Genomic DNA, 20,421 nt, shown 5'->3' with positions numbered 1-20,421 from the left:
TGATAGATTAAGGGACGACGACACACGTGACACGCGGTGGAAAAGACAAGGAACGGGAAAGCGGACCGGATCGCAAGTGCATTGCGACTGGAGAGGTACGCCCGAAAGCCGAGCTGATCCGCTTTGTCGTCGGACCGGACGATCAACTTGTTCCCGACCTTGCCGGTAAACTGCCGGGTCGGGGCATTTGGGTGACCGCAACGCGCGCTGCCCTTGAAACGGCCGTAAAAAAGAACATGTTTCACCGCGCAGCGAAGACGCAGTTGCGCGTCTCTGATACGCTTGTGCATGATCTTGAACAGCAACTTGCACGCCGTGTTGTCGATCTGATAAGTCTAAGCCGCAAATCCGGCGTGGCGATCTCGGGCTATGAAAAGGTCAAAGACGCCTTGTCCAAAGAAACCGCCGAGGTGCTTTTGCAGGCGGAAGACGGATCGAGTCGCGGTAAATCGAAACTCAGCACTCCGCACTATGGCCATTATATTGGTTGGATGACAGCGGACGAGCTTGGAATGGCCTTTGGGCGACAAACTGTGATACATGCCGCGCTTGGCGCTGGCGGACTCACGCAACGTGTTGTAGAGGAAGCCCAAAGATTGAAGGGCTTTCGCATCGGAACGTCTGATGCAAAGACAGCGGCAGGGGCCGCTGGGAAGGAAAAAAGAGCTAAATGAGCGATAACGACGGCAAAAAGACTTTGGGTTTGCGCGGCGGCGGTCCCCGGTCAGGGAACGTAAAGCAGAGCTTTAGCCACGGGCGTACAAAAAACGTCGTGGTGGAGACCAAGCGCAAGCGCGTTGTGGTGCCGAAACCCAACACAGTTACAAGTGGGACCGAAGGGTCTGCCAAAGCAGCAGTTGCAGCTTCGGGGAACAAACGTCCCGCCGGGATTTCCGATGCCGAAATGGAGCGCCGACTGAAAGCGCTTCAGGCAGCCAAAGCCCGCGAAGGCGAAGAGGCCGCCCAGCGCGAAGCCGAAGAAAAAGCCCGCGCTGAAGAGCGTGAGCGGATGCGCGCCGAAAAAGAGGCCAAGGAGCGCGAACAGCGCGAGGCCGAAGAGCGCGCCCGCCAAAAGGCAGAAGACGAGGAACGCAAAGCTCGCGAAGCGGCGGAAGCTGCCAAGCAGGCTGCTGCCGGACCTGTCGAGGCACCAGCTGCGCGGCAGCCATCCGGAGGTGGTCCGAAGCCTTCGCAAGCCGCACCGCGCAAGACAGACCGCGACCGCGACGATCGCGGCCGCCGCAAGACAGACGATTCCGAACGCCGTTCCGGCAAGCTCACGCTGAACCAAGCGCTGGGTGGAGAAGGTGGTCGTCAAAAATCCATGGCCGCAATGAAACGCAAGCAAGAGCGCGCGCGTCAGAAAGCTATGGGATCAAGCCAACCACGCGAAAAGGTTGTGCGAGAAGTCAAACTGCCCGAGGCAATCACGGTGGCCGAATTGGCCAACCGTATGGCCGAGCGGGTGGGCGATGTTGTGAAGTCGTTGATGAACAACGGGATCATGGCGACCCAGAACCAATCGATCGACGCAGACACTGCCGAACTCATCATTGAGGATTTCGGCCACAAGGTGACACGCGTGTCCGACGCGGATGTGGAAGACGTCATCAAAGAAGTCGAAGACAACCCCGAAGAGCTGCAGACGCGTCCTCCAGTCATTACGATTATGGGTCACGTTGACCACGGCAAGACATCGCTACTGGACGCCATCCGCGACGCCAACGTCACATCCGGTGAAGCGGGCGGGATCACCCAGCATATTGGTGCCTATCAGGTGACCACGAAAGATGGTGCTGTTCTATCCTTCCTCGACACTCCGGGCCACGCGGCGTTTACGTCGATGCGGTCTCGCGGTGCCCAGGTGACAGATATTGTCGTTCTGGTGGTTGCTGCGGATGACGCCGTGATGCCTCAGACGGTCGAAGCGATCAACCACGCGAAAGCGGCCAAAGTGCCAATGATTGTGGCGATCAACAAGATCGACAAGCCAAGCGCGAATCCGACCAAGGTTCGTACGGACCTGTTGCAACACGAAGTTGTTGTCGAACAGATGTCCGGCGAAGTGCAGGACGTCGAAGTGTCGGCAATCAGCGGTCAGGGTCTGCCTGAACTGCTGGAAGCGATTGCTTTGCAGGCCGAGATTCTGGAGCTCAAAGCGAACCCGAACCGGGCTGCGATGGGTGCTGTGATTGAAGCGCAGCTTGACGTGGGCCGTGGCCCTGTGGCGACGGTTCTGGTTCAGAACGGCACGCTGCATCAAGGCGATATTTTTGTCGTCGGCGAACAGTACGGTAAGGTCCGCGCGCTGATCAATGACAAGGGTGAGCGCGTCAAAGAAGCAGGACCATCGGTGCCTGTTGAGGTTCTTGGTCTGAACGGAACACCCGAAGCTGGCGACGTTCTTAACGTGACCGAAACCGAAGCGCAGGCGCGCGAAATCGCGGAATACCGCGCTAACGTCGCTAAGGAAAAGCGCGCAGCTCTGGGTGCTGCGACAACGCTGGAACAACTGATGCAGAAGGCCAAGGAAGACGAGAATGTCTCGGAGCTTCCGATCTTGGTCAAAGCGGACGTTCAGGGTTCGGCAGAAGCCATCGTTCAGGCGATGGAAAAGATTGGCAACGACGAAGTCCGCGTGCGGGTTTTGCACTCGGGCGTGGGTGCGATCACCGAGACCGATATTGGCCTTGCCGAAGCGTCGGGATCTCCAGTGTTCGGCTTTAACGTGCGTGCCAATGCATCAGCGCGCAACACGGCCAACCAGAAGGGCGTCGAGATTCGCTATTACAGCGTGATCTATGACCTTGTGGATGACGTGAAAGCTGCTGCCTCTGGCCTTCTGAGCGCCGAGATTAAGGAAACCTTTATTGGATATGCCGAGATCAAGGATGTCTTCAAGGTATCAAACGTCGGTAAGGTTGCTGGCTGTCTGGTCACCGAAGGTGTCGCACGTCGAAGCGCCGGTGTGCGTCTGCTGCGCGACAACGTCGTGATCCACGAAGGTACGTTGAAGACGCTGAAACGCTTCAAAGACGAAGTGGCCGAAGTTCAGTCCGGTCAGGAATGCGGTATGGCATTCGAAAACTACGAGGACATACGCCAAGGCGATGTGATCGAGATTTTCGAACGCGAAGAAGTAGAACGTGCGCTGGACTAAGGTTTAGAGAGACTCAGACACAGAAAAGGGCAGCGTCACCGCTGCCCTTTTTCTTTTTAGTCGCACCTTTGAAATCAGGTAGATGTTGCGACCGGCAAACCTGTGAAGATCCGACTTCCGACGCGGACGCAAATCCGGCCATCGGACAAGGACTTTTCCAAAATGCCCTGCACAGACATGCAGCTACCGACGATGATTGTTTTTAGCACGTCAAATCTCCCCCAAGTTCTGACACAGCTTTGTTAGATTGTTGCTGAATTTAACACCAGAAAAAAACTTCTGAATCGCACAACTTTTGCACGAAAGTCGCAGTTCCCTAAAGCCAATCCCGCAGAATCGGTATCAGAGGGATGTCAGCCGGAGGCATTGGATAGTCTTTAAGCTGGTTTACCCGCACCCATTCAAGGGCTTGTCCCTCTTTTGATTCGGGTGTGCCTTTCCACTTGCGGCACGCAAAGAGTGGCATCAGCAGGTGGAACTTTTCATAGCTGTGGGACGCGAATGTGAGTGGGGCCAAGCAGCTTTCCCAAGTGTCGATGCCCAACTCTTCTTGCAATTCACGGATCAATGCTTGTTCGGGCGTTTCGTCCGCTTCGACCTTACCACCGGGGAATTCCCATAAGCCCGCCATTGATTTACCTTCAGGACGCTGGGCCAAAAGAATACGTCCATCAGGGTCGATCAAGGCGACAGCAGAAACAAGAACAATGCTCATATCAGGACCGATAATCCGCGTTGATCGAGATGTAGCCGTGAGTCAGATCGCAGGTCCACACAGTTGAAGCTCCAGCCCCCATGCCCAGATCGACAGCCATGGAAATGTTCTGATCTTTCATGATCTCAGCACCCTGTTCTTCGCGATAGTTTGGATCAACCCAACCGTTCGATGCGACTTTGACATCGCCAAACGAAATACTGAGCGTGTCGCGGTCTGCCGGTGCACCAGATTTACCAATTGCCATAACGACGCGGCCCCAATTGGGATCTTCACCTGCGATGGCGGTCTTCACGAGTGGCGAGTTGGCAATAGACATTGCATGAGTTTTGGCATCGGCATCGTTAAGCGCGCCAGTTACGGTGATTTGCACGAACTTAGTCGCGCCTTCGCCATCGCGCACGACCTGGTGGGCAAGGTCTCGCATGACGCTGTGCAAGGCGTCACGAAACCTGGCATTATCAGCAGCCACCAACACGTTCGATGCGCCCGTCGCTGCGACCAGCAACGTGTCCGAAGTTGAGGTATCGCTATCGACCGTAATGCTATTAAAGGTCTTCTCGTTCAACTCTGACACCATCGCTTGCAAGTCGGGCTGGGCGATCTTGGCATCAGTGAAGATATAGACCAGCATTGTCGCCATATCCGGTGCGATCATGCCAGAACCTTTGGCGATACCTGCGATACTGATTGTTCCGCCGGGCAAATCCACGCTGGTAGCGGAACCTTTTGGGAACGTGTCGGTTGTCATAATCGCCTTGGCGGCGGCGGGCAAATTCGCCTCATCAAGATTGTTGGACAGTTCCTGGATCTTGGCCTGAATGCGGTCATGCGGCAGGCGTTCCCCGATCACACCTGTTGAGCTTGTGAAGACGCGGGTAGTGGGCAGGCCGGTTACACTGGCGACCTCCGCACATATGGCCTGAACAGACTCGTCCCCGGCGCGGCCGGTAAAAGCGTTCGAGTTGCCAGAATTGACAATGATCGCAGCCCCTGCCCCATCCTCAAGACGGATTTTAGATTGGCAATCCAGCACATTAGCCGACCGCGTAGCTGACTTTGTGAACGCGCCCGCAACACAGGTTCCGGGGTCGAGAATAGCCAGCATCACGTCGGTTCGCCCGGCATATTTCACGCCCGCCGCAGCGGTCGCAAACCTTGCGCCTTTGATCACCGGCAGCGTTGGAAAGCTGGCCGGAGCCAATGGCGAAACCGATGTGATGTTGGCCAAGTCTTATTCCTCCAGCAGACCAAGATTGCTCAGGACAGAGGTATCGACCTCTTCCTTAGCGGTACGACTTACATCAGCAGCCTTGGTCAGATCTTCGATCTTTTGTGTGACAACCTGCTGGCTGATCTGGTTTTCAAGCTCGGCACGTACACTGTCAAGGCTCGGCGCCTCTTGGTTGCGCTTTTCGTTCAGCGTGATGACGTGCCAGCCGAACTGTGTCTGAACCGGGTCAGAGATCGCGCCGACCTCCATGCCTTCGACGGCGGTTTGGAATTCCGGTACCATCATGCCTGCACCGAACCAGCCAAGCTGACCGCCATTGGGGCCAGATGGACCGGTGGATTTTTCTTGCGCGACCGTGGCAAAGTCTGCGCCGCCCTTCAATTCTTCAACAATCGCGGCAGCTTCTTCCTCTGTTTCGACCAGGATATGCGAGGCGTTGAATTCTTCGGTCGGTTCGCCTTGAAGGTACGTTTCTTCGTAGAGCGCTTGAATCGCATCGTCGGTCACGGCATCGTCAACCAGGCCCTCTATCACCTGAGCCGCCACCAAAGCACGGCGTTCGTTCTCAAGCGCTAGCTGGACGCGACGGCTGTCGTCGCCGGTACTTTCTTCGCTTAGCACAGCCTGCTGCACGATCTGGTCCATGATCCCGTCCCAAAGAACATCATCAGGAAGCTGCTGATACTGTTCCGGCAGGGACGCCCGTACCATGAGCATGTGGCCCAACGTGATTTCGGTGCCATTGACCGTGGCCACCACTGAGTCGGCTGTCAGCGTATCCTGCGCCTGAACCGGCAGGGCCAGCATCAGGGCGAACGCGCTTGCAGACAATTTCGTGATGAGATTCGTCATGTTTGTTCCTTCCAGAGCCGCCCGCAAACAAGGGGCGACATTGACAGTGTATTTCCCTGACCTTACATCGCCTGCAGGCGCTGCTAAGCCAGTCGTTCCCCTGTGACATATGGGCTGTGTGCGAGGCGAGCAAGCAGATGCCGCACACGAAGATGTTAAAGCTGAAAGTGAGTGCATGCTGGGATTAGGTAAAGTCGCGCGCAAGGTGTTCGGAACGCCGAACGACCGAAAAGTAAAGGCGACCCGCCCGCTGATCGAAAAGGTCAACGCACTGGAAGCAGACTTTGAAAAGCTGAGCGATGCGCAGCTGATCGAGAAAACAGCAGAATTCAAAGCGCGTATCGCCAATGGCGAGGCGTTGGATGATCTGCTGCCCGAGGCGTTTGCCAATTGTCGCGAAGCGGCCAAGCGGGCATTGGGCCTGCGGGCCTTTGACGTGCAGCTGATGGGCGGGATTTTCCTACACCAAGGCAATATCTCGGAAATGAAAACGGGTGAAGGCAAGACGCTTGTCGCGACTTTTCCAGCCTACTTGAATGCGCTTACCGGGCGCGGCGTACATATCGTGACTGTGAACGACTACCTTGCCAAACGTGACAGCGAATGGATGAGCAAGGTCTACGGTGCACTGGGTCTTACTACTGGTGTGGTCTACCCCCGCCAACCAGATGCTGAAAAGCAAGAGGCCTATGCCTGCGATATCACCTACGCGACGAACAACGAACTTGGCTTCGACTACCTGCGCGACAACATGAAATCTGAGCTGAAGCAGATGTATCAGCGCGACCATTACATGGCGATTGTCGATGAGGTGGACTCGATCCTGATCGATGAGGCGCGGACCCCGCTGATCATTTCCGGCCCGGCACAGGACCGCAGTGAGCTTTATACGGCGATCGACAAAGTGATCCCGTCTCTTACGGATGAGCATTTCACGCTGGATGAAAAGACGCGGAATGTGACCTTTACCGACGAAGGTAACGAGTTTCTGGAAGAGACCTTGCTCGAATTGGGTCAGTTGCCCGAAGGGCAGTCGCTTTACGATCCGGAAAGCACAACGCTGATCCACCACGTGAACCAAGGTCTGCGCGCACACAAACTGTATCAACGCGACAAGGACTACATCGTGCGAGACGGTGAAGTCGTGCTGATCGACGAATTCACCGGCCGCATGATGGCTGGGCGCCGTTTGTCAGAAGGGCTGCACCAAGCCATCGAGGCGAAGGAAGGCTGCAAGATCCAACCCGAGAACGTGACTCTCGCATCGGTAACCTTCCAAAACTATTTCCGCCTTTACGAAAAGCTGGCGGGTATGACCGGTACTGCCGCAACCGAAGCTTCCGAATTTGCCGAGATCTACGGACTGGGTGTCGTCGAAGTTCCGACCAACCGCGAAATTGCGCGGATTGATGACGACGACAAGGTCTACCGCACAGCGCAGGAAAAATACGATGCCATCGTAACCGAGATCAAAGAGGCGCATGAGAAGGGCCAACCGGTACTTGTCGGCACCACCTCAATCGAAAAGTCAGAGATGCTGAGCCAGTTGCTGACTAAGGCGGACCTAAAGCACAACGTTCTGAACGCGCGTCAGCACGAGCAGGAAGCGCAGATCGTCGCTGACGCCGGTAAATTGGGCGCGGTGACAATCGCCACCAACATGGCCGGTCGCGGCACCGACATCAAATTGGGCGGCAATGTCGAATTCAAGATCATGGAGGCAATCGCCGCCGATCCCGAAGGCGACCCCGAAGAGATCCGGAAACGGATCGAAGAGGGCCACACAGCAGACGAAGACGCCGTGAAAGCTGCGGGCGGTCTGTACGTCTTGGCAACTGAACGTCACGAAAGCCGCCGTATCGACAACCAGCTGCGCGGCCGGTCTGGCCGTCAGGGTGACCCTGGCCGGTCGTCGTTCTTTTTGTCGCTTGATGACGACCTGATGCGCATCTTTGGTTCCGAGCGTCTAGACAAGGTCTTGTCAACGCTCGGCATGAAGGAAGGCGAGGCCATTGTGCACCCGTGGGTGAACAAATCACTCGAACGCGCGCAGGCAAAAGTCGAGGGCCGCAACTTTGACATCCGCAAACAGTTGCTCAAGTTCGACGACGTGATGAACGATCAGCGAAAGGTGATTTTCAGTCAGCGCCGCGAGATCATGGAAGCACAAGACTTGGCCGAAGTTGCGCGCGATATGCGCCATCAGGTGATCGACGATCTGGTCGATACTTACGTTCCACCCAAAACCTATGCGGATCAGTGGAACACCGAAGGGCTTCAAACGGCGGCCAAGGAACTTGTTGGCGTGGACGCGCCTGTTATCGAATGGGGCGACGAAGAAGGCGCTGATGCCGAGGTGATCCGTGAACGGCTCGAGGATGCGTCAGACGAGATGATGTCGCAAAAGGCTGAAGCTTTTGGGCCGGATACGATGCGGCAAATCGAGAAGCAGGTTTTGCTTCAGACCATCGACAGCAAGTGGCGTGAACACCTGCTAACGCTGGAACACTTACGGTCTGTTGTCGGGTTTCGTGGTTACGCTCAGCGTGATCCGTTGAACGAATACAAATCCGAAGCTTTCCAACTATTCGAAACCATGCTGGACAGCCTGCGTGAAGACGTGAGCAAACAGCTTGGCCAGGTCCGCCCGATGACCGAGGAAGAACAACAGGCTATGTTGCAACAGCTGGCAGCACAGCAAGCCGCAATGTCAAAGGCCGCCGAAACCGCGACACCGCAGGAGGATCAAATCCTCGAAAACCCGGAAGGTGCGGCAGACGGATTTGACGAAACTGATCAGACGACCTGGGGCAATCCGGGGCGGAATGATCTGTGCCCCTGTGGCTCTGGCAAAAAGTTCAAGCATTGCCACGGGCGGCTCGCGTAAGGCATCAGCGCCACATTGCAGACGTAAAGTCACCTAGGCACCGCCCTAGGGACACCTAAATTTTCAGGCAGAACGGCCGTTGCAGTTATTGCAACCGGAGTTCTGCTATGAAAAGCAAATCGTCAGCCCGTATCGCCGCAGTCACGCTTTGTGCCGCGCTTGGCATCGGTGCGGCTATGCAATCATGGCCCTCATCCGAACCGAAAGATTTGAGCACCACGCCTGTGGTCGTGTCAGATGTTCAGGCTGTTTCGTCGACGCCCCGCGTGCCTGTACAGGTGGACTTGCCTGTTGTTGCGACGTTGCCTGAAAACATCGTATCCGCTGCGATCGAACAGTTGGACTCGCCAGACATAGTCATTCCTGACGCACCCGCGGATACCGGTTTCGCTTGCGACGTCGAAATGACCGCAACGCCCATCGCAGGTGCCATGATGTCAGTCGACCTGAACGCGCCCTGCCACGGAAGCGAACGTGTAACGCTGCACCACAGCGGCTTGATGTTCACGTCACTGATGCAGCCAGACGGCACGCTTTCTATCGATGTCCCGGCGCTCACCGAAAATGCTCTGGTGATCGCATCGTTCCTTGATGACGCAGGCGCGGTGGCAATGACCAAGGTAACATCTGTTCCATTCTACGATCGCGTTGTGCTGCAATGGCGCGGCGATGCCGGACTGCAATTGCATGCCCGCGAATTCGATGCCGAATACTTCACCGATGGTCATGTCTGGCATGGCGCCGAGTCCGACCCCACCCGGGCAGCTACAGGCGATGGCGGCTTTATGACCACATTGGGAACAGCCGACGCACCCGATGCCCTTTTGGCCGAAGTTTACACATTTCCAACCGGCATGACCGAAACCTCCGGCACTGTCGCGCTGACGGTTGAAGCCGAAATCCTTTCTTCAAACTGCGACCGCAGCGTTGAAGCGCAAACACTTGAATTTCGCAATGGCCGCGACCTTATCTCAAAGGAATTGACCATCGATGTGCCAGGTTGCGACACGGTGGGTGATTTCTTACTGTTGAAAAATCTTGTCGAAGACCTGACAATCGCCGCAAAATAAGCGAGCAGGTCAAAGGCGCGATCCATGAAACATGTCTGTGCGGTGCTTTGGGCCGCACTTTTTCTATTTCTGACCGGAGCAACCGCATCGGCGGATGATGTGACTTTGCGGTCGCGTGATGGTGCCATTGAACTGTCCGGCACCTTGCTGGGCTTTGACGGAGAGTTTTACCGCGTCGATACGCAATATGGCGAGTTGACTGTCGATGGATCGGGCGTGTCCTGCGAAGGGCCAGGCTGCCCATCACTGATTGATTTTGTGGCAGAATTGTCGATTTCCGGATCATCCACAATCGGCGATGTGCTGATGCCCGCCTTAGTCGAAGGATTTGCCCTGCAAAACAGTTTGAAGACCGAGCGGAAAAGGACCGACGACACCCATTTCGAATATGTGATGTCAACAAGCGACACCGCCAAAGTCGTGGGCCGTTTTCAGTTTCGTGTTTCTAGCACAGACGAAGGGTTCGCAGATCTGCTCGCTGATGAAGCCGATCTAGTGATGGCCTTGCGCGAAATACGCCCAGGAGAGTTGGCCTTGGCCGCCGAGGTTGGTCTGGGTGAATTGGACGACGTGAACCGCAGCCGGGTGTTGGCGCTGGATGCGATGACGGTAATCGTGTCGCCAACCAACCCGGTCTCGGCACTATCCGTGTCAGACTTAGCACGCATACTATCAGGCGATATCGACAATTGGCGCACCTTGGGTGGGGTGGACGCCCCGATTTCGATCCATATGCGTGATGCCCAGTCGGGGATAGCTCAAGCAGTTGAGGATCGTGTTTTACGGCAGGCCCGTTTGTCTTTGGTGGAGGACGTGGCGCGCCATTCGACCAATACGGCGCTTGCACAAGCTGTTGCGCAGGATCAGTTGGCAATCGGAGTGGCCAGCTACTCAGAGATCGGCAACAGCAAGCCTTTGGCTCTCACGGGACCCTGCGGATTTCAACTGAGGGCAAATCGACTCACCATCAAGACCGAGGACTACCCGCTAACCGCGCCGATGTTTCTATATATCCCAGCGCGGCGTCTGCCAAAACTGGCACGGGATTTTCTGGCATATACGCGGACTGGCCCGGCCCAAATCATCACGCGACGGGCTGGGTTTGTCGACCAAGCGCCCGAAGAAATAGCCCTCAACGCGCAGGGTGACCGGTTTGCCAACGCCATTCAAGTGGCCGAGACCGAGGTGGATCTGATCGCACTGAAGCGAATGGTCGACACTCTTGCCCCCTTGCGGCGCCTGTCCACATCATTTCGCTTTGAAGCGGGTGCGGCACGGCTGGACGCGCAATCGCGGTCGAACGTGCAACAATTGGCCCGTGCGATCGAGGCTGGTGTGTACGACGGGCGGCAATTGGTATTCGTCGGCTTTTCCGATGGCGAAGGCCCTGCCGCAGGCAATCTGCGGATTGCCCAGCAACGGGCTCAAGCTGTGAAGCAAGCGATCGAAGCAACCGTAGAGTCGTCGAACTTGTCGCAAGTTCAACTGTCCACGGATGCCTTTGGCGAGGCGATGCCGATGGCATGCGACGACACGAGCTGGGGTCGGCAGGTCAACCGACGAGTCGAAGTGTGGGTGCGCTAATCCACCTTAGAGATACCCCTCAGATTTAAAGCTCACCTCCTTGGATTTGCCGATGATCAGGTGATCGTGCACAAGGATACCCACCGCATCGCAGGCGCGCACGATGTCTTCGGTCATGTCAATATCTGCAGTCGAGGGCGTGGGATCGCCCGAGGGATGGTTGTGCACTAGGATCAGAGCCGTCGCATTCAAATCAAGCGCGCGTTTGATCACCTCGCGCGGGTAGACCGGCACATGATCAACTGTGCCTTTGCCCTGAACTTCGTCAGCGATCAGCACGTTCTTACGGTCAAGAAACAGGATGCGGAACAGTTCGGTTTCGCGATGAGACATCGTCACCCGGCAATAGTCGAGAAGTGCATTCCAGCTTGAGATGACAGGCCTTTTCAGAACCTTGCCCTGCGACATGCGATGGGTCGCCGCCTCGATCAGTTTGAGGTCGAAAGCGGTTTTGGGGCCAATACCTGACACCTCGGTCAGGCGTTCTATTGGGGCGGACAGGACACGATTGAAATCGCCAAATTTTTGAATCATTTCGTTCGCGATAGGTTTCACGTCACCGTTTGAAAGAGACCGAAACAGTAGAAGTTCAAGCAATTCATAGTCAGGAAGCGGTTCTGCCCCACCGACAAGAAATCGGCTGCGCAGGCGTTTGCGGTGCCCGTCAATATATGACGGGTTTTTCTGTTTCCCAAGCACCGCTTTGTGCGGAGGCTTGGGTGCCATCGCAGGGGTTTCGAATAGAGATGGTTGAGTGGATTGAGAGAGCGCCATCATAAGAACATGACGCAAGATCTGTTAAGGAAACGCTAATGACCCCGCACAAAGCGGGGCCATCAAATCACCCTTTCATCGAATCCCAAAAGCCTTTTACAGATTTAAAAAAACTCTTTGATTCCGGATTGTTGTCTTCGCTCAGCTCTTCAAACTCGCGCAACAGGTCTTTCTGTTTCGATGTCAGGTTGACCGGTGTCTCCACTGCAAGCTCGATGAACATGTCGCCTTGCCCGGCACCACGCAACGCAGGCATTCCTTTGCTGCGCAAACGCATCTGGCGACCAGATTGGCTGCCACCGGGAATTGCGACGCGGCTGCGGCCTCCGTCAATTGTCGGCACTTCGATATTGCCGCCAAGAGCTGCCACCGTCATCGAAACTGGCACGCGACAGTGCAGGTGTACGCCCTCACGTTCGAACAGTTCGTGCTGCGCAACCTCGATGAAGATATAGAGGTCGCCCGGGGGGCCACCGCGAAGACCTGCCTCGCCTTCGCCCGCAAGACGAATACGAGTGCCAGTTTCAACGCCCTTGGGAATGTTCACTGACAAAGCGCGTTCTTTTTGAACACGGCCTGCACCCGAACATTCCTTGCACGGATTTTTGATCGTTTGACCAAGACCCGAACAGGTCGGACAGGTGCGTTCGACGGTAAAGAACCCTTGGGTTGCGCGAACTTTGCCCATACCAGAACAGGTTGGACAAGTGGTCGGCTCTGCGCCACCTTCGGCGCCCGACCCGGAACACGATCCACATTGTACAGAAGTTGGAACCTGGATCGTTTTCTGCATACCGGCATAGGCATCTTCGAGTGTCACACGCAGGTTGTAGCGCAGGTCAGCGCCACGCGAGGCGCGTTGACGTCCACCGCCACGTTGACCACCCATGAAATCGCCAAACAGATCATCGAACACGTCAGAGAACGCGCTGGCAAAGTCACCTTGCCCCTGTCCACCACCAAAGCCGCCGGGTCGTCCACCACCGCCCATGCCGCCCTCAAATGCCGCATGGCCATAGCGATCATAGGCCGCTTTCTTGTCAGCGTCCTTGAGAACCTCGTAGGCCTCGTTCGCCTCTTTGAACTGGTCCTCGGCCTTGGGATTGTCAGCGTTGCGATCCGGGTGCAGCTCTTTCGCCTTGGAGCGATAGGCTTTTTTGATCTCGTCAGCAGCAGCGCCTTTTTGTAGACCGAGCACTTCGTAGTAGTCACGTTTGGACATCATGCCCTCCTTCTACGGAACGAGTGAGGCCGGCCCGGTGTCCGGACCGGCCCCAATTCAGTTCCGCCCAACCAGCGTCAGGCGCGCTTGTTGTCGTCGAGATCTTCGAAGTCGGCATCGACGATGGTGTCATCATCTTCGCCACCCTGATCAGCACCAGCAGGCTCGGCATCGCCGCCATCGTCTTGCTGGGCCTTATAGATCGCTTCGCCGAGTTTCATCGCCGCTTCGGTTACGTTCTGGATGCCGGACTTGATCTTGTCTGCGGTAGACTTTTCATCCTCCAGATCATCCTTGAGCGCCGCAATGGCCAGTTCGATGGCTTCGACCGTGGTCGGATCAACTTTGTCGCCATGCTCTTCCACTGATTTTTCGGTCGAGTGGATCAGGCTTTCGGCCTGGTTGCGGGCCTCGACCATCTCGCGGCGTTCTTTGTCGGATTCGGCGTTGGCTTCGGCATCCTGGACCATCTTTTCGATGTCCTCGTCCGACAGACCACCCGACGCTTGGATCGTAATGTTCTGTTCCTTGCCAGTGCCTTTGTCCTTGGCGGACACCGACACGATACCGTTGGCGTCAATGTCGAATGTCACCTCGATCTGCGGCATGCCGCGTGGCGCAGGCGGGATGTCTTCGAGGTTGAACTGACCGAGCATCTTGTTGTCGGACGCCATCTCGCGTTCACCTTGGAACACCCGGATCGTCACCGCGTTCTGGTTGTCCTCAGCAGTCGAGAAAATCTGCGACTTTTTGGTCGGGATGGTCGTGTTGCGGTCTATCAGACGGGTGAACACGCCACCCAGTGTTTCGATGCCAAGCGACAGCGGTGTCACGTCGAGAAGAACAACGTCTTTCACGTCTCCCTGCAGCACGCCAGCCTGAATGGCCGCGCCAAGAGCTACAACCTCGTCTGGGTTTACACCCTTGTGGGGCTCTTTGCCGAAGAATTTGGTCACCTCTTCCACAACGCGCGGCATACGGGTCATACCACCAACCAATACGACTTCGTCGATGTCAGAGGTGGACAGACCGGCGTCTTTCAAGGCGGCACCACATGGTTTCATTGATGCCTTGATCAGGTCACCAACAAGGCTTTCCAGCTTGGCGCGGGTCAATTTCATCACAAGGTGAAGCGGTTGACCGGATTTACCGTCCATCGAAATAAACGGCTGGTTGATCTCTGTCTGGCTGGAGCTGGACAGTTCGATCTTTGCTTTTTCCGCCGCTTCCTTGAGACGCTGAAGCGCCATCTTGTCTTGCGTCAGGTCAACGCCGTTTTCTTTTTTGAACTCCTCGGCAAGGTAGTTCACGATTCGCATGTCGAAATCTTCACCACCTAGGAACGTGTCGCCATTGGTGGATTTCACTTCGAAAAGGCCATCGTCAATCTCGAGGATGGTCACGTCAAAGGTACCGCCGCCAAGGTCATAGACCGCGATTGTGCGCGCTTCTTTCTTGTCGAGACCGTAGGCCAAAGCGGCTGCTGTTGGTTCGTTGATAATGCGAAGCACTTCGAGACCGGCAATTTTGCCAGCATCTTTGGTCGCCTGACGCTGAGCGTCGTTAAAGTACGCCGGCACGGTGATCACCGCTTGGGTCACTTCTTCACCGAGGTAGGATTCAGCAGTTTCTTTCATCTTTTGAAGGATGAAAGCAGAAATCTGGGAGGGGCTATATTTGTCGCCCTTGGCGCGCACCCATGCGTCGCCATTACCGCCGTCGATCACTTCGAACGGCATGTTTTTGCGGTCCTTGGCGAGATCGGGATCATCATTGCGACGACCAATCAGGCGCTTCACGCCGAAAACGGTGTTTTCCGGGTTGGTAACAGCCTGGCGTTTTGCAGGCTGGCCAACGAGGCGTTCATCATCTGTGAATGCCACGATGGACGGGGTTGTGCGTGCGCCTTCGGCGTTTTCGGTCACGCGAGGTTGCGATCCATCCATGATCGCGACGCAGCTGTTGGTTGTACCGAGGTCAATACCAATCACTTTGGCCATGTTTTCGATCCCTTCATGTCTTAAGGCGATGTCACGAGACGATGACCCATTCCGGCATCCCGCCCCGCATTTCAATCCACTGACGTTACCGTTCAGCAGGTCCGATGGGTATATAAGGAGGCAACAAGACGCCTGCAAGCGCATCTGCTAGGGTGAATTTCTGAAAATTCGGTATGTGTTTCGCGTTTGAACGAATTATTCTCATCGCATGGCCCCTTTGAGCGTGCGCGACTTTGAGATTCACAGCGAAAATTTTTCGCCCAAACACCAACGCCGACTGGTCGAGGCGTTGCGTCATTGTCTTAAGCAAGCACCTTTATTTCAGCCAGTCACACCACGAGGCACGCCGATGTCCGTGCGGATGAGTGCCGCAGGGACCTATGGCTGGATCAGTGACCGCACAGGATATCGCTATGAACCTGTGCACCCATCAGGGCAGGCTTGGCCTGCAATCCCAGAGGTGTTGCTGGATATGTGGCGATCTTTGGTGCCTCAGGCACGTTTGCCTGAATGCTGTCTGATTAATTGGTATGACGAGACCGCCAAGATGGGCATGCACCAAGACCGCGACGAAGCTGACATGACGCAACCGGTTGTGTCGGTGTCCCTTGGCGACGAAGCCTTATTCCGCATGGGCAACCAGACACGTGGCGGTAAGACCGAGTCGATCTGGCTCAGGTCCGGCGATGTTGTGGTCATGACAGGATCGGCACGCACCGCCTATCACGGCATCGATCGTATACGCCCTAACAGTTCGGCCCTGTTGCCGAATGGCGGGCGGATCAATCTGACATTGCGGGTTGTGACCTGATCAGCGGCGGGCAGACCACGAAGCAGAGACGTGTTTCCGGGTATAAAACTCGCCCATCAGCCCAATCATCACCAAGGTCAACGACAGGTACATCACGTATTCCCAATTGGTGTTGCGCGGCACGTAATTGATAAAGGCAAATCCACGCGCCTGATCAATCGTATGAAACAGCGGGTTCCAATCGAACATCGCGATCATGAAGGACGGCAGGGAATTGGCGACGAACATCTTACCCGACGCGATCATGTTCGCCCGCTTGTACAGCGTAGACAGCGTTCCAGTCAGTCCCGGGAACCAAGGCTTCATCGCCAAAAACACAAGCCCAACGGCCCCGCCCGAGAACCACGACAAAAGCAGCATACCCATCACCGGCGCGGGATCGACGATCTCGGTGAGGACGTACGGGTTTACCGCAACGTCATAGACAAACAGGATGAAAAACACCGCAAGCATCTGGATATAAAGCGTAGACAGCATTCCCGCGACGATCGACACAAAGGTGTTCATCGGGGCGTGCTGCATCATCGGACTGGCTGGTCCTTCGCTGCCCAACACGGCGCTGACAGCCTTGTTGTGCGTCATGAACATGAAGATGCCCGTCAGCAAGAAAATCACGAAGTCGCCACGCAGCGTCATGCCCTTAAGCCCCATGATCGTGAACATGACGTAGAAAAACAGCACGAACATAAGCGATTGAAACACGCTCATCGCGATCGACATGAAGGCGTTGCCATGGGTTTTCCGGATTGACCGGACAGTATTGTGATAGATGAGTTCAGCAATATTGACTGCAGACGCAGACCGATTCATCGGAGCCGTTTTTTGAAACATCTGTTGTTTGCCTCTGCCGCAGCCCGCGTTTTTCCGTCAATTCGCATGACTGTTGTTGCGGACATTTGTTAACCGAATGATAAGAGAAGCGCGCCTTGAAATCAATTGACGTAAGGATCGGCCCCTATGGATTATGACGCACTGATGCACGAGATGCGGCGACTCGCGCTCGAGGCTGGTGACAAAATCATGGAGATCTACCAAGCGGATGATTTCGATGTGCGATCAAAATCCGATGACAGCCCGGTCACCGCAGCGGATGAAGCCGCAGACGCGCTAATCTCAGCCGGGTTGCGCGCCGCGTTTCCTGAAGTTGCTTTGGTCACTGAAGAGCAGTCGGACACACATGACCTGGATGTGCAGGATTTCCTGATTGTCGATCCATTAGACGGCACCAAGGAATTCATCCACCGGCGTGGCGATTTCACCGTCAATATTGCGTTGGTCAAAAACGGTGTCCCAACCCGAGGTGTGGTCTACGCACCTGCCAAGGACCGGCTGTTTTACACTACTGCATCTGGCCAAAGCGTTGAAGAGACCGGGGATTTCGCCAAGGATCAACTCGGCCATCAGACCCCGATCCATGTTTCGACACCGGATACGAGTGCGCTGATGGTGGTCGCGTCGAAATCGCACCGCGATCAGGCCACCGATGACTACATCAATCGGTATGACGTTCAAGACAGCAAGAGCGCGGGATCATCACTCAAGTTCTGCCTTGTTGCGACCGGCGAGGCCGATTTTTATCCCCGGCTTGGGCGCACGATGGAATGGGACACAGCCGCAGGTCATGCCGTTCTAAACGGGGCCGGAGGGGCAGTGTTGCGCTTAGACGATTTGCAAACTCTGACGTACGGAAAGCCCACCTTTGCAAATCCCTTCTTTGTCGCGACAGCACCGGGCATCGATATTACATCGGTCTGATCCAGCAATGGCGGCTCTTGCGATCAGTGTCGTCGTAGTCAGCCGCAACCGACCCGATTGGCTGCGCCGCTGTTTGCGCGCCATTGGTCAACTGGATTACTCCCGGTTTCAGACCATCGTCGTGGCATGCCCTGCCGGTGCAGCGGTTGCAAGAGAACTGGCTGCCCATCACATCCACGAGTTTGACGAGGACAACATCTCAATCGCGCGAAATATCGGGGTCGACGCGGCCGCAGGTGATATTGTGGCGTTTATTGATGACGACGCAGTGCCAGAACCCACTTGGTTAGCGCATCTTGGCGCAGTCTTCACTGACCCCGCTGTCCTGCAAGCAGGCGGGATCACACTTGGTCGCAACGGGATTTCGGTGCAACATACAGCCTCGCGCGTTGATGCGTCTGGACGATCTTATCCCGTCGAATACAGCGGGCAAACGCCGATCTCGATATCGCGATCGGGCGATCAATGGCCGCGTTTGCACGGAACCAACATGGCGCTGCGAAAGGACGCGATTGTTAAACGCGGCGGCTTTGACGACCACTTTGCGTTTTACCTCGACGAAACCGATCTGACCTATCGCATTGCGCACGATGGCGGAAAAACCATGTTTGTGCCCAACGCCGTCGTCCATCATGCTTCGGGTCCAAGCCGATACCGCGACGCTGCGCGCACTCCGCGCAGCGTGTCCGAGATTGCAGCATCAACCGCCGTTTTCCATCACAAACACTGTGACACCGCGCACCTCGACGAAGCGCGCTTGATGTTCATTTCAGAACGGCGCAGCTGGATCCTAAGGCACATGCAAACCGGCGCACTGGCGCCGGACGCCGCACTGAAGCTGATCCGAGAGCTAGGGCACGGGTATGCGCAGGGGCGCAGTAAGCCTGCATCTCCGGTTCGGACATGGCGTCAGCAGAACGAAAACGACATTGCGGTCAAAACATCAGATGCCAAAGACATCTACCTTGTTCAATCACCACTCAATAGATCCGAAATACGCGCCAAGGCCAAAGCATTGGTTGCCCAAGGGCACCGGGTGACACTCTTTGATTACACGCCAAATGCCCGCTTCCACCGCGTTAATTATACTGACGGATACTGGACCCACACAGGTGGGATTTTTGGACGTGAACTACGATCCGAGCCGGTGCTTCGGAAGAGCAACCGGCGCGACCGTGTTGAACAGACGTTGAAACGGATCGCGGGAATTCGATCAAAATATCATCTTATTCCAGTCGATTAGCCACAAATTCGACAAACATACTTATTAATCACTAAGGAAAGTCGTACAATTAAGTACGAAAAGTGTGATGTAACCATCGACGCGCAGTAAGACGCGACCAAGAAGGAGCAGAGCGATGCGTAGAAAAGTGACCAAGGCGGTTTTCCCGGTGGCGGGGCTCGGAACACGCTTTCTGCCTGCCACGAAATCGGTCCCGAAAGAGATCATGACGTTGGTTGATCGCCCATTGGTGCAGTACGCCATCGACGAGGCCCGCGCAGCTGGCATCAAGGAATTCATCTTCATCACCTCGCGCGGGAAAAGTGCGCTTGAGGATTATTTCGACGAGTCGCCCATCCTTGAACGCGAGCTGCGCAAGAAGGGCAAGCTGGACATTCTGGAGGATCTGAAGTCCACCAACATGGAAAGCGGCGCAATTGCCTATATGCGGCAGCACAAAGCGCTTGGCCTTGGACACGCAGTCTGGTGCGCCCGACGCTTGATTGGCGATGAACCCTTTGCCGTCATGCTACCAGACGATGTAATTTCGGCAGAAAAGCCCTGCCTGCAGCAGATGGTCGAAGCTTACGAAGAGACCGGCGGTAACATGGTTGCTGCAATGGAAGTTCCCCGCAACCGGACGTCGAGCTATGGTATTCTTGACGTGAAAGAAGACATGGGCGCGATGGTGTCGGTCAAGAACATGGTCGAAAAGCCCAGCGTTGATGAAGCGCCATCAAACCTTGCGGTGATTGGACGGTATATCCTTGACCCCAAAGTTCTCAAGAACCTCAATAAACTCAAATCTGGCGCTAGAGGAGAAATCCAACTGACTGACGCGATTGCGCAAGAGATAGAAGGCACAGGTGTCTACGGATACCGGTTTCGCGGCCAACGGTTTGATTGCGGATCCAAGGCAGGTTTTCTTCAAGCAACCGTAGCCTTTGGCCTCGCGCGTGACGATCTCAAAGATGATCTGCGCGGCTTTCTTAACTCTGTCATGCAGATCGAAAACGCGGCTGAATGAACCATGGGCTGGACTAACAGATGCCTTGGAATATCAAAGTTCGGGGGCGGATCGGCCTTCTTTGACGCCGATCTAGCTCTTGGCCCATTGAGGTCGGCGCGCGTTGCA

Annotated in this window: 16 protein-coding genes; 9 read left to right on the top strand and 7 right to left on the bottom strand. The window is 55.7% G+C overall.

Annotated elements, in window-relative coordinates:
- Window positions 1–26 precede the first annotated feature (26 nt).
- Complete coding sequence (locus tag ACTG4M_RS10900) at window positions 27–674, top strand: RNA-binding protein (protein WP_439123686.1); 648 nt, start codon at window positions 27–29, stop codon at window positions 672–674.
- Window positions 671–3,160 (top strand): translation initiation factor IF-2, encoded by a 2,490-nt coding sequence (infB, locus tag ACTG4M_RS10895; protein ID WP_439123685.1) that lies wholly within the window; start codon window positions 671–673, stop codon window positions 3,158–3,160. The genes ACTG4M_RS10900 and infB overlap by 4 nt, the downstream gene beginning before the upstream one ends.
- A 316-nt stretch (window positions 3,161–3,476) precedes the next feature.
- Here infB and mutT read toward each other — a convergent pair whose 3' ends face one another.
- Genes mutT through ACTG4M_RS10880 form a run of 3 tightly spaced genes read right to left on the bottom strand, consistent with a single transcriptional unit; the run spans window position 3,477 to window position 5,961 of the window.
- Window positions 3,477–3,875: an 8-oxo-dGTP diphosphatase MutT gene (gene mutT / locus ACTG4M_RS10890; protein WP_439123684.1), complete on the bottom strand. Its 399-nt coding sequence runs from the start codon at window positions 3,873–3,875 to the stop codon at window positions 3,477–3,479.
- Between the two features lies 1 nt (window position 3,876).
- Entirely contained in the window at window positions 3,877–5,106 is a 1,230-nt protein-coding gene (gene argJ, locus ACTG4M_RS10885) for a bifunctional glutamate N-acetyltransferase/amino-acid acetyltransferase ArgJ (protein ID WP_439123683.1), read from the bottom strand.
- A 3-nt stretch (window positions 5,107–5,109) separates the two neighbouring features.
- The gene (locus tag ACTG4M_RS10880; RefSeq protein ID WP_439123682.1) at window positions 5,110–5,961 is read right to left on the bottom strand and encodes a peptidylprolyl isomerase; all 852 of its coding nucleotides are present in this window, start codon (window positions 5,959–5,961) and stop codon (window positions 5,110–5,112) included.
- Between the two features lie 175 nt (window positions 5,962–6,136).
- Between ACTG4M_RS10880 and secA the strand changes: the two genes are divergently transcribed.
- The 3 genes from secA (at window position 6,137) to ACTG4M_RS10865 (ending at window position 11,502) form a co-directional block, all read left to right on the top strand.
- Window positions 6,137–8,848 (top strand): preprotein translocase subunit SecA, encoded by a 2,712-nt coding sequence (gene secA / locus ACTG4M_RS10875; RefSeq protein WP_439123681.1) that lies wholly within the window; start codon window positions 6,137–6,139, stop codon window positions 8,846–8,848.
- A gap of 107 nt (window positions 8,849–8,955) precedes the next feature.
- Window positions 8,956–9,918 (top strand): translocase, encoded by a 963-nt coding sequence (locus ACTG4M_RS10870; RefSeq protein WP_439123680.1) that lies wholly within the window; start codon window positions 8,956–8,958, stop codon window positions 9,916–9,918.
- Between the two features lie 24 nt (window positions 9,919–9,942).
- A complete protein-coding gene (locus ACTG4M_RS10865; RefSeq protein ID WP_439123679.1) occupies window positions 9,943–11,502 on the top strand; it encodes a substrate-binding domain-containing protein in 1,560 nt (519 codons plus the stop codon).
- 6 nt (window positions 11,503–11,508) lie between these two features.
- Here the strand turns inward: ACTG4M_RS10865 and radC are convergent, their stop codons facing one another.
- The 3 genes from radC to dnaK all read right to left on the bottom strand — a co-directional run bounded on the left by radC (window position 11,509) and on the right by dnaK (window position 15,498).
- Window positions 11,509–12,228 carry a RadC family protein gene (gene radC / locus ACTG4M_RS10860; RefSeq protein ID WP_439123678.1) on the bottom strand — a complete coding sequence of 240 codons (720 nt, stop codon included), beginning with the start codon at window positions 12,226–12,228 and terminating at the stop codon, window positions 11,509–11,511.
- A gap of 115 nt (window positions 12,229–12,343) precedes the next feature.
- Window positions 12,344–13,498: a molecular chaperone DnaJ gene (gene dnaJ / locus ACTG4M_RS10855; RefSeq protein ID WP_439123677.1), complete on the bottom strand. Its 1,155-nt coding sequence runs from the start codon at window positions 13,496–13,498 to the stop codon at window positions 12,344–12,346.
- 77 nt (window positions 13,499–13,575) lie between these two features.
- Complete coding sequence (gene dnaK, locus ACTG4M_RS10850; RefSeq protein ID WP_439123676.1) at window positions 13,576–15,498, bottom strand: molecular chaperone DnaK; 1,923 nt, start codon at window positions 15,496–15,498, stop codon at window positions 13,576–13,578.
- Between the two features lie 208 nt (window positions 15,499–15,706).
- Between dnaK and ACTG4M_RS10845 the strand changes: the two genes are divergently transcribed.
- Complete coding sequence (locus ACTG4M_RS10845; RefSeq protein WP_439123675.1) at window positions 15,707–16,309, top strand: alpha-ketoglutarate-dependent dioxygenase AlkB family protein; 603 nt, start codon at window positions 15,707–15,709, stop codon at window positions 16,307–16,309.
- On the opposite strand, the gene ACTG4M_RS10840 is transcribed toward ACTG4M_RS10845, so the two are convergent.
- Window positions 16,310–17,140, bottom strand: a complete 831-nt coding sequence (locus ACTG4M_RS10840; RefSeq protein WP_439123674.1) for an ABC transporter permease — start codon at window positions 17,138–17,140, stop codon at window positions 16,310–16,312.
- A 126-nt stretch (window positions 17,141–17,266) separates the two neighbouring features.
- Between ACTG4M_RS10840 and cysQ the strand changes: the two genes are divergently transcribed.
- From cysQ to galU, 3 genes are all read left to right on the top strand, one after another.
- On the top strand, window positions 17,267–18,064 hold the full coding sequence (gene cysQ, locus ACTG4M_RS10835) for a 3'(2'),5'-bisphosphate nucleotidase CysQ (RefSeq protein ID WP_439123673.1): 798 nt from the start codon (window positions 17,267–17,269) through the stop codon (window positions 18,062–18,064).
- A 7-nt stretch (window positions 18,065–18,071) separates the two neighbouring features.
- A complete protein-coding gene (locus ACTG4M_RS10830; protein WP_439123672.1) occupies window positions 18,072–19,307 on the top strand; it encodes a glycosyltransferase family 2 protein in 1,236 nt (411 codons plus the stop codon).
- A gap of 115 nt (window positions 19,308–19,422) precedes the next feature.
- Entirely contained in the window at window positions 19,423–20,313 is an 891-nt protein-coding gene (gene galU, locus ACTG4M_RS10825; protein ID WP_439123671.1) for a UTP--glucose-1-phosphate uridylyltransferase GalU, read from the top strand.
- Window positions 20,314–20,421 lie beyond the last annotated feature (108 nt).

Origin of the sequence: Marivita sp. (assembly GCF_965656765.1) — a bacterium.
Lineage (GTDB): Bacteria > Pseudomonadota > Alphaproteobacteria > Rhodobacterales > Rhodobacteraceae > Marivita.
Note: the sequence above shows the minus strand (reverse complement) of the source record. Positions and strands in the feature narration are given on the sequence as shown.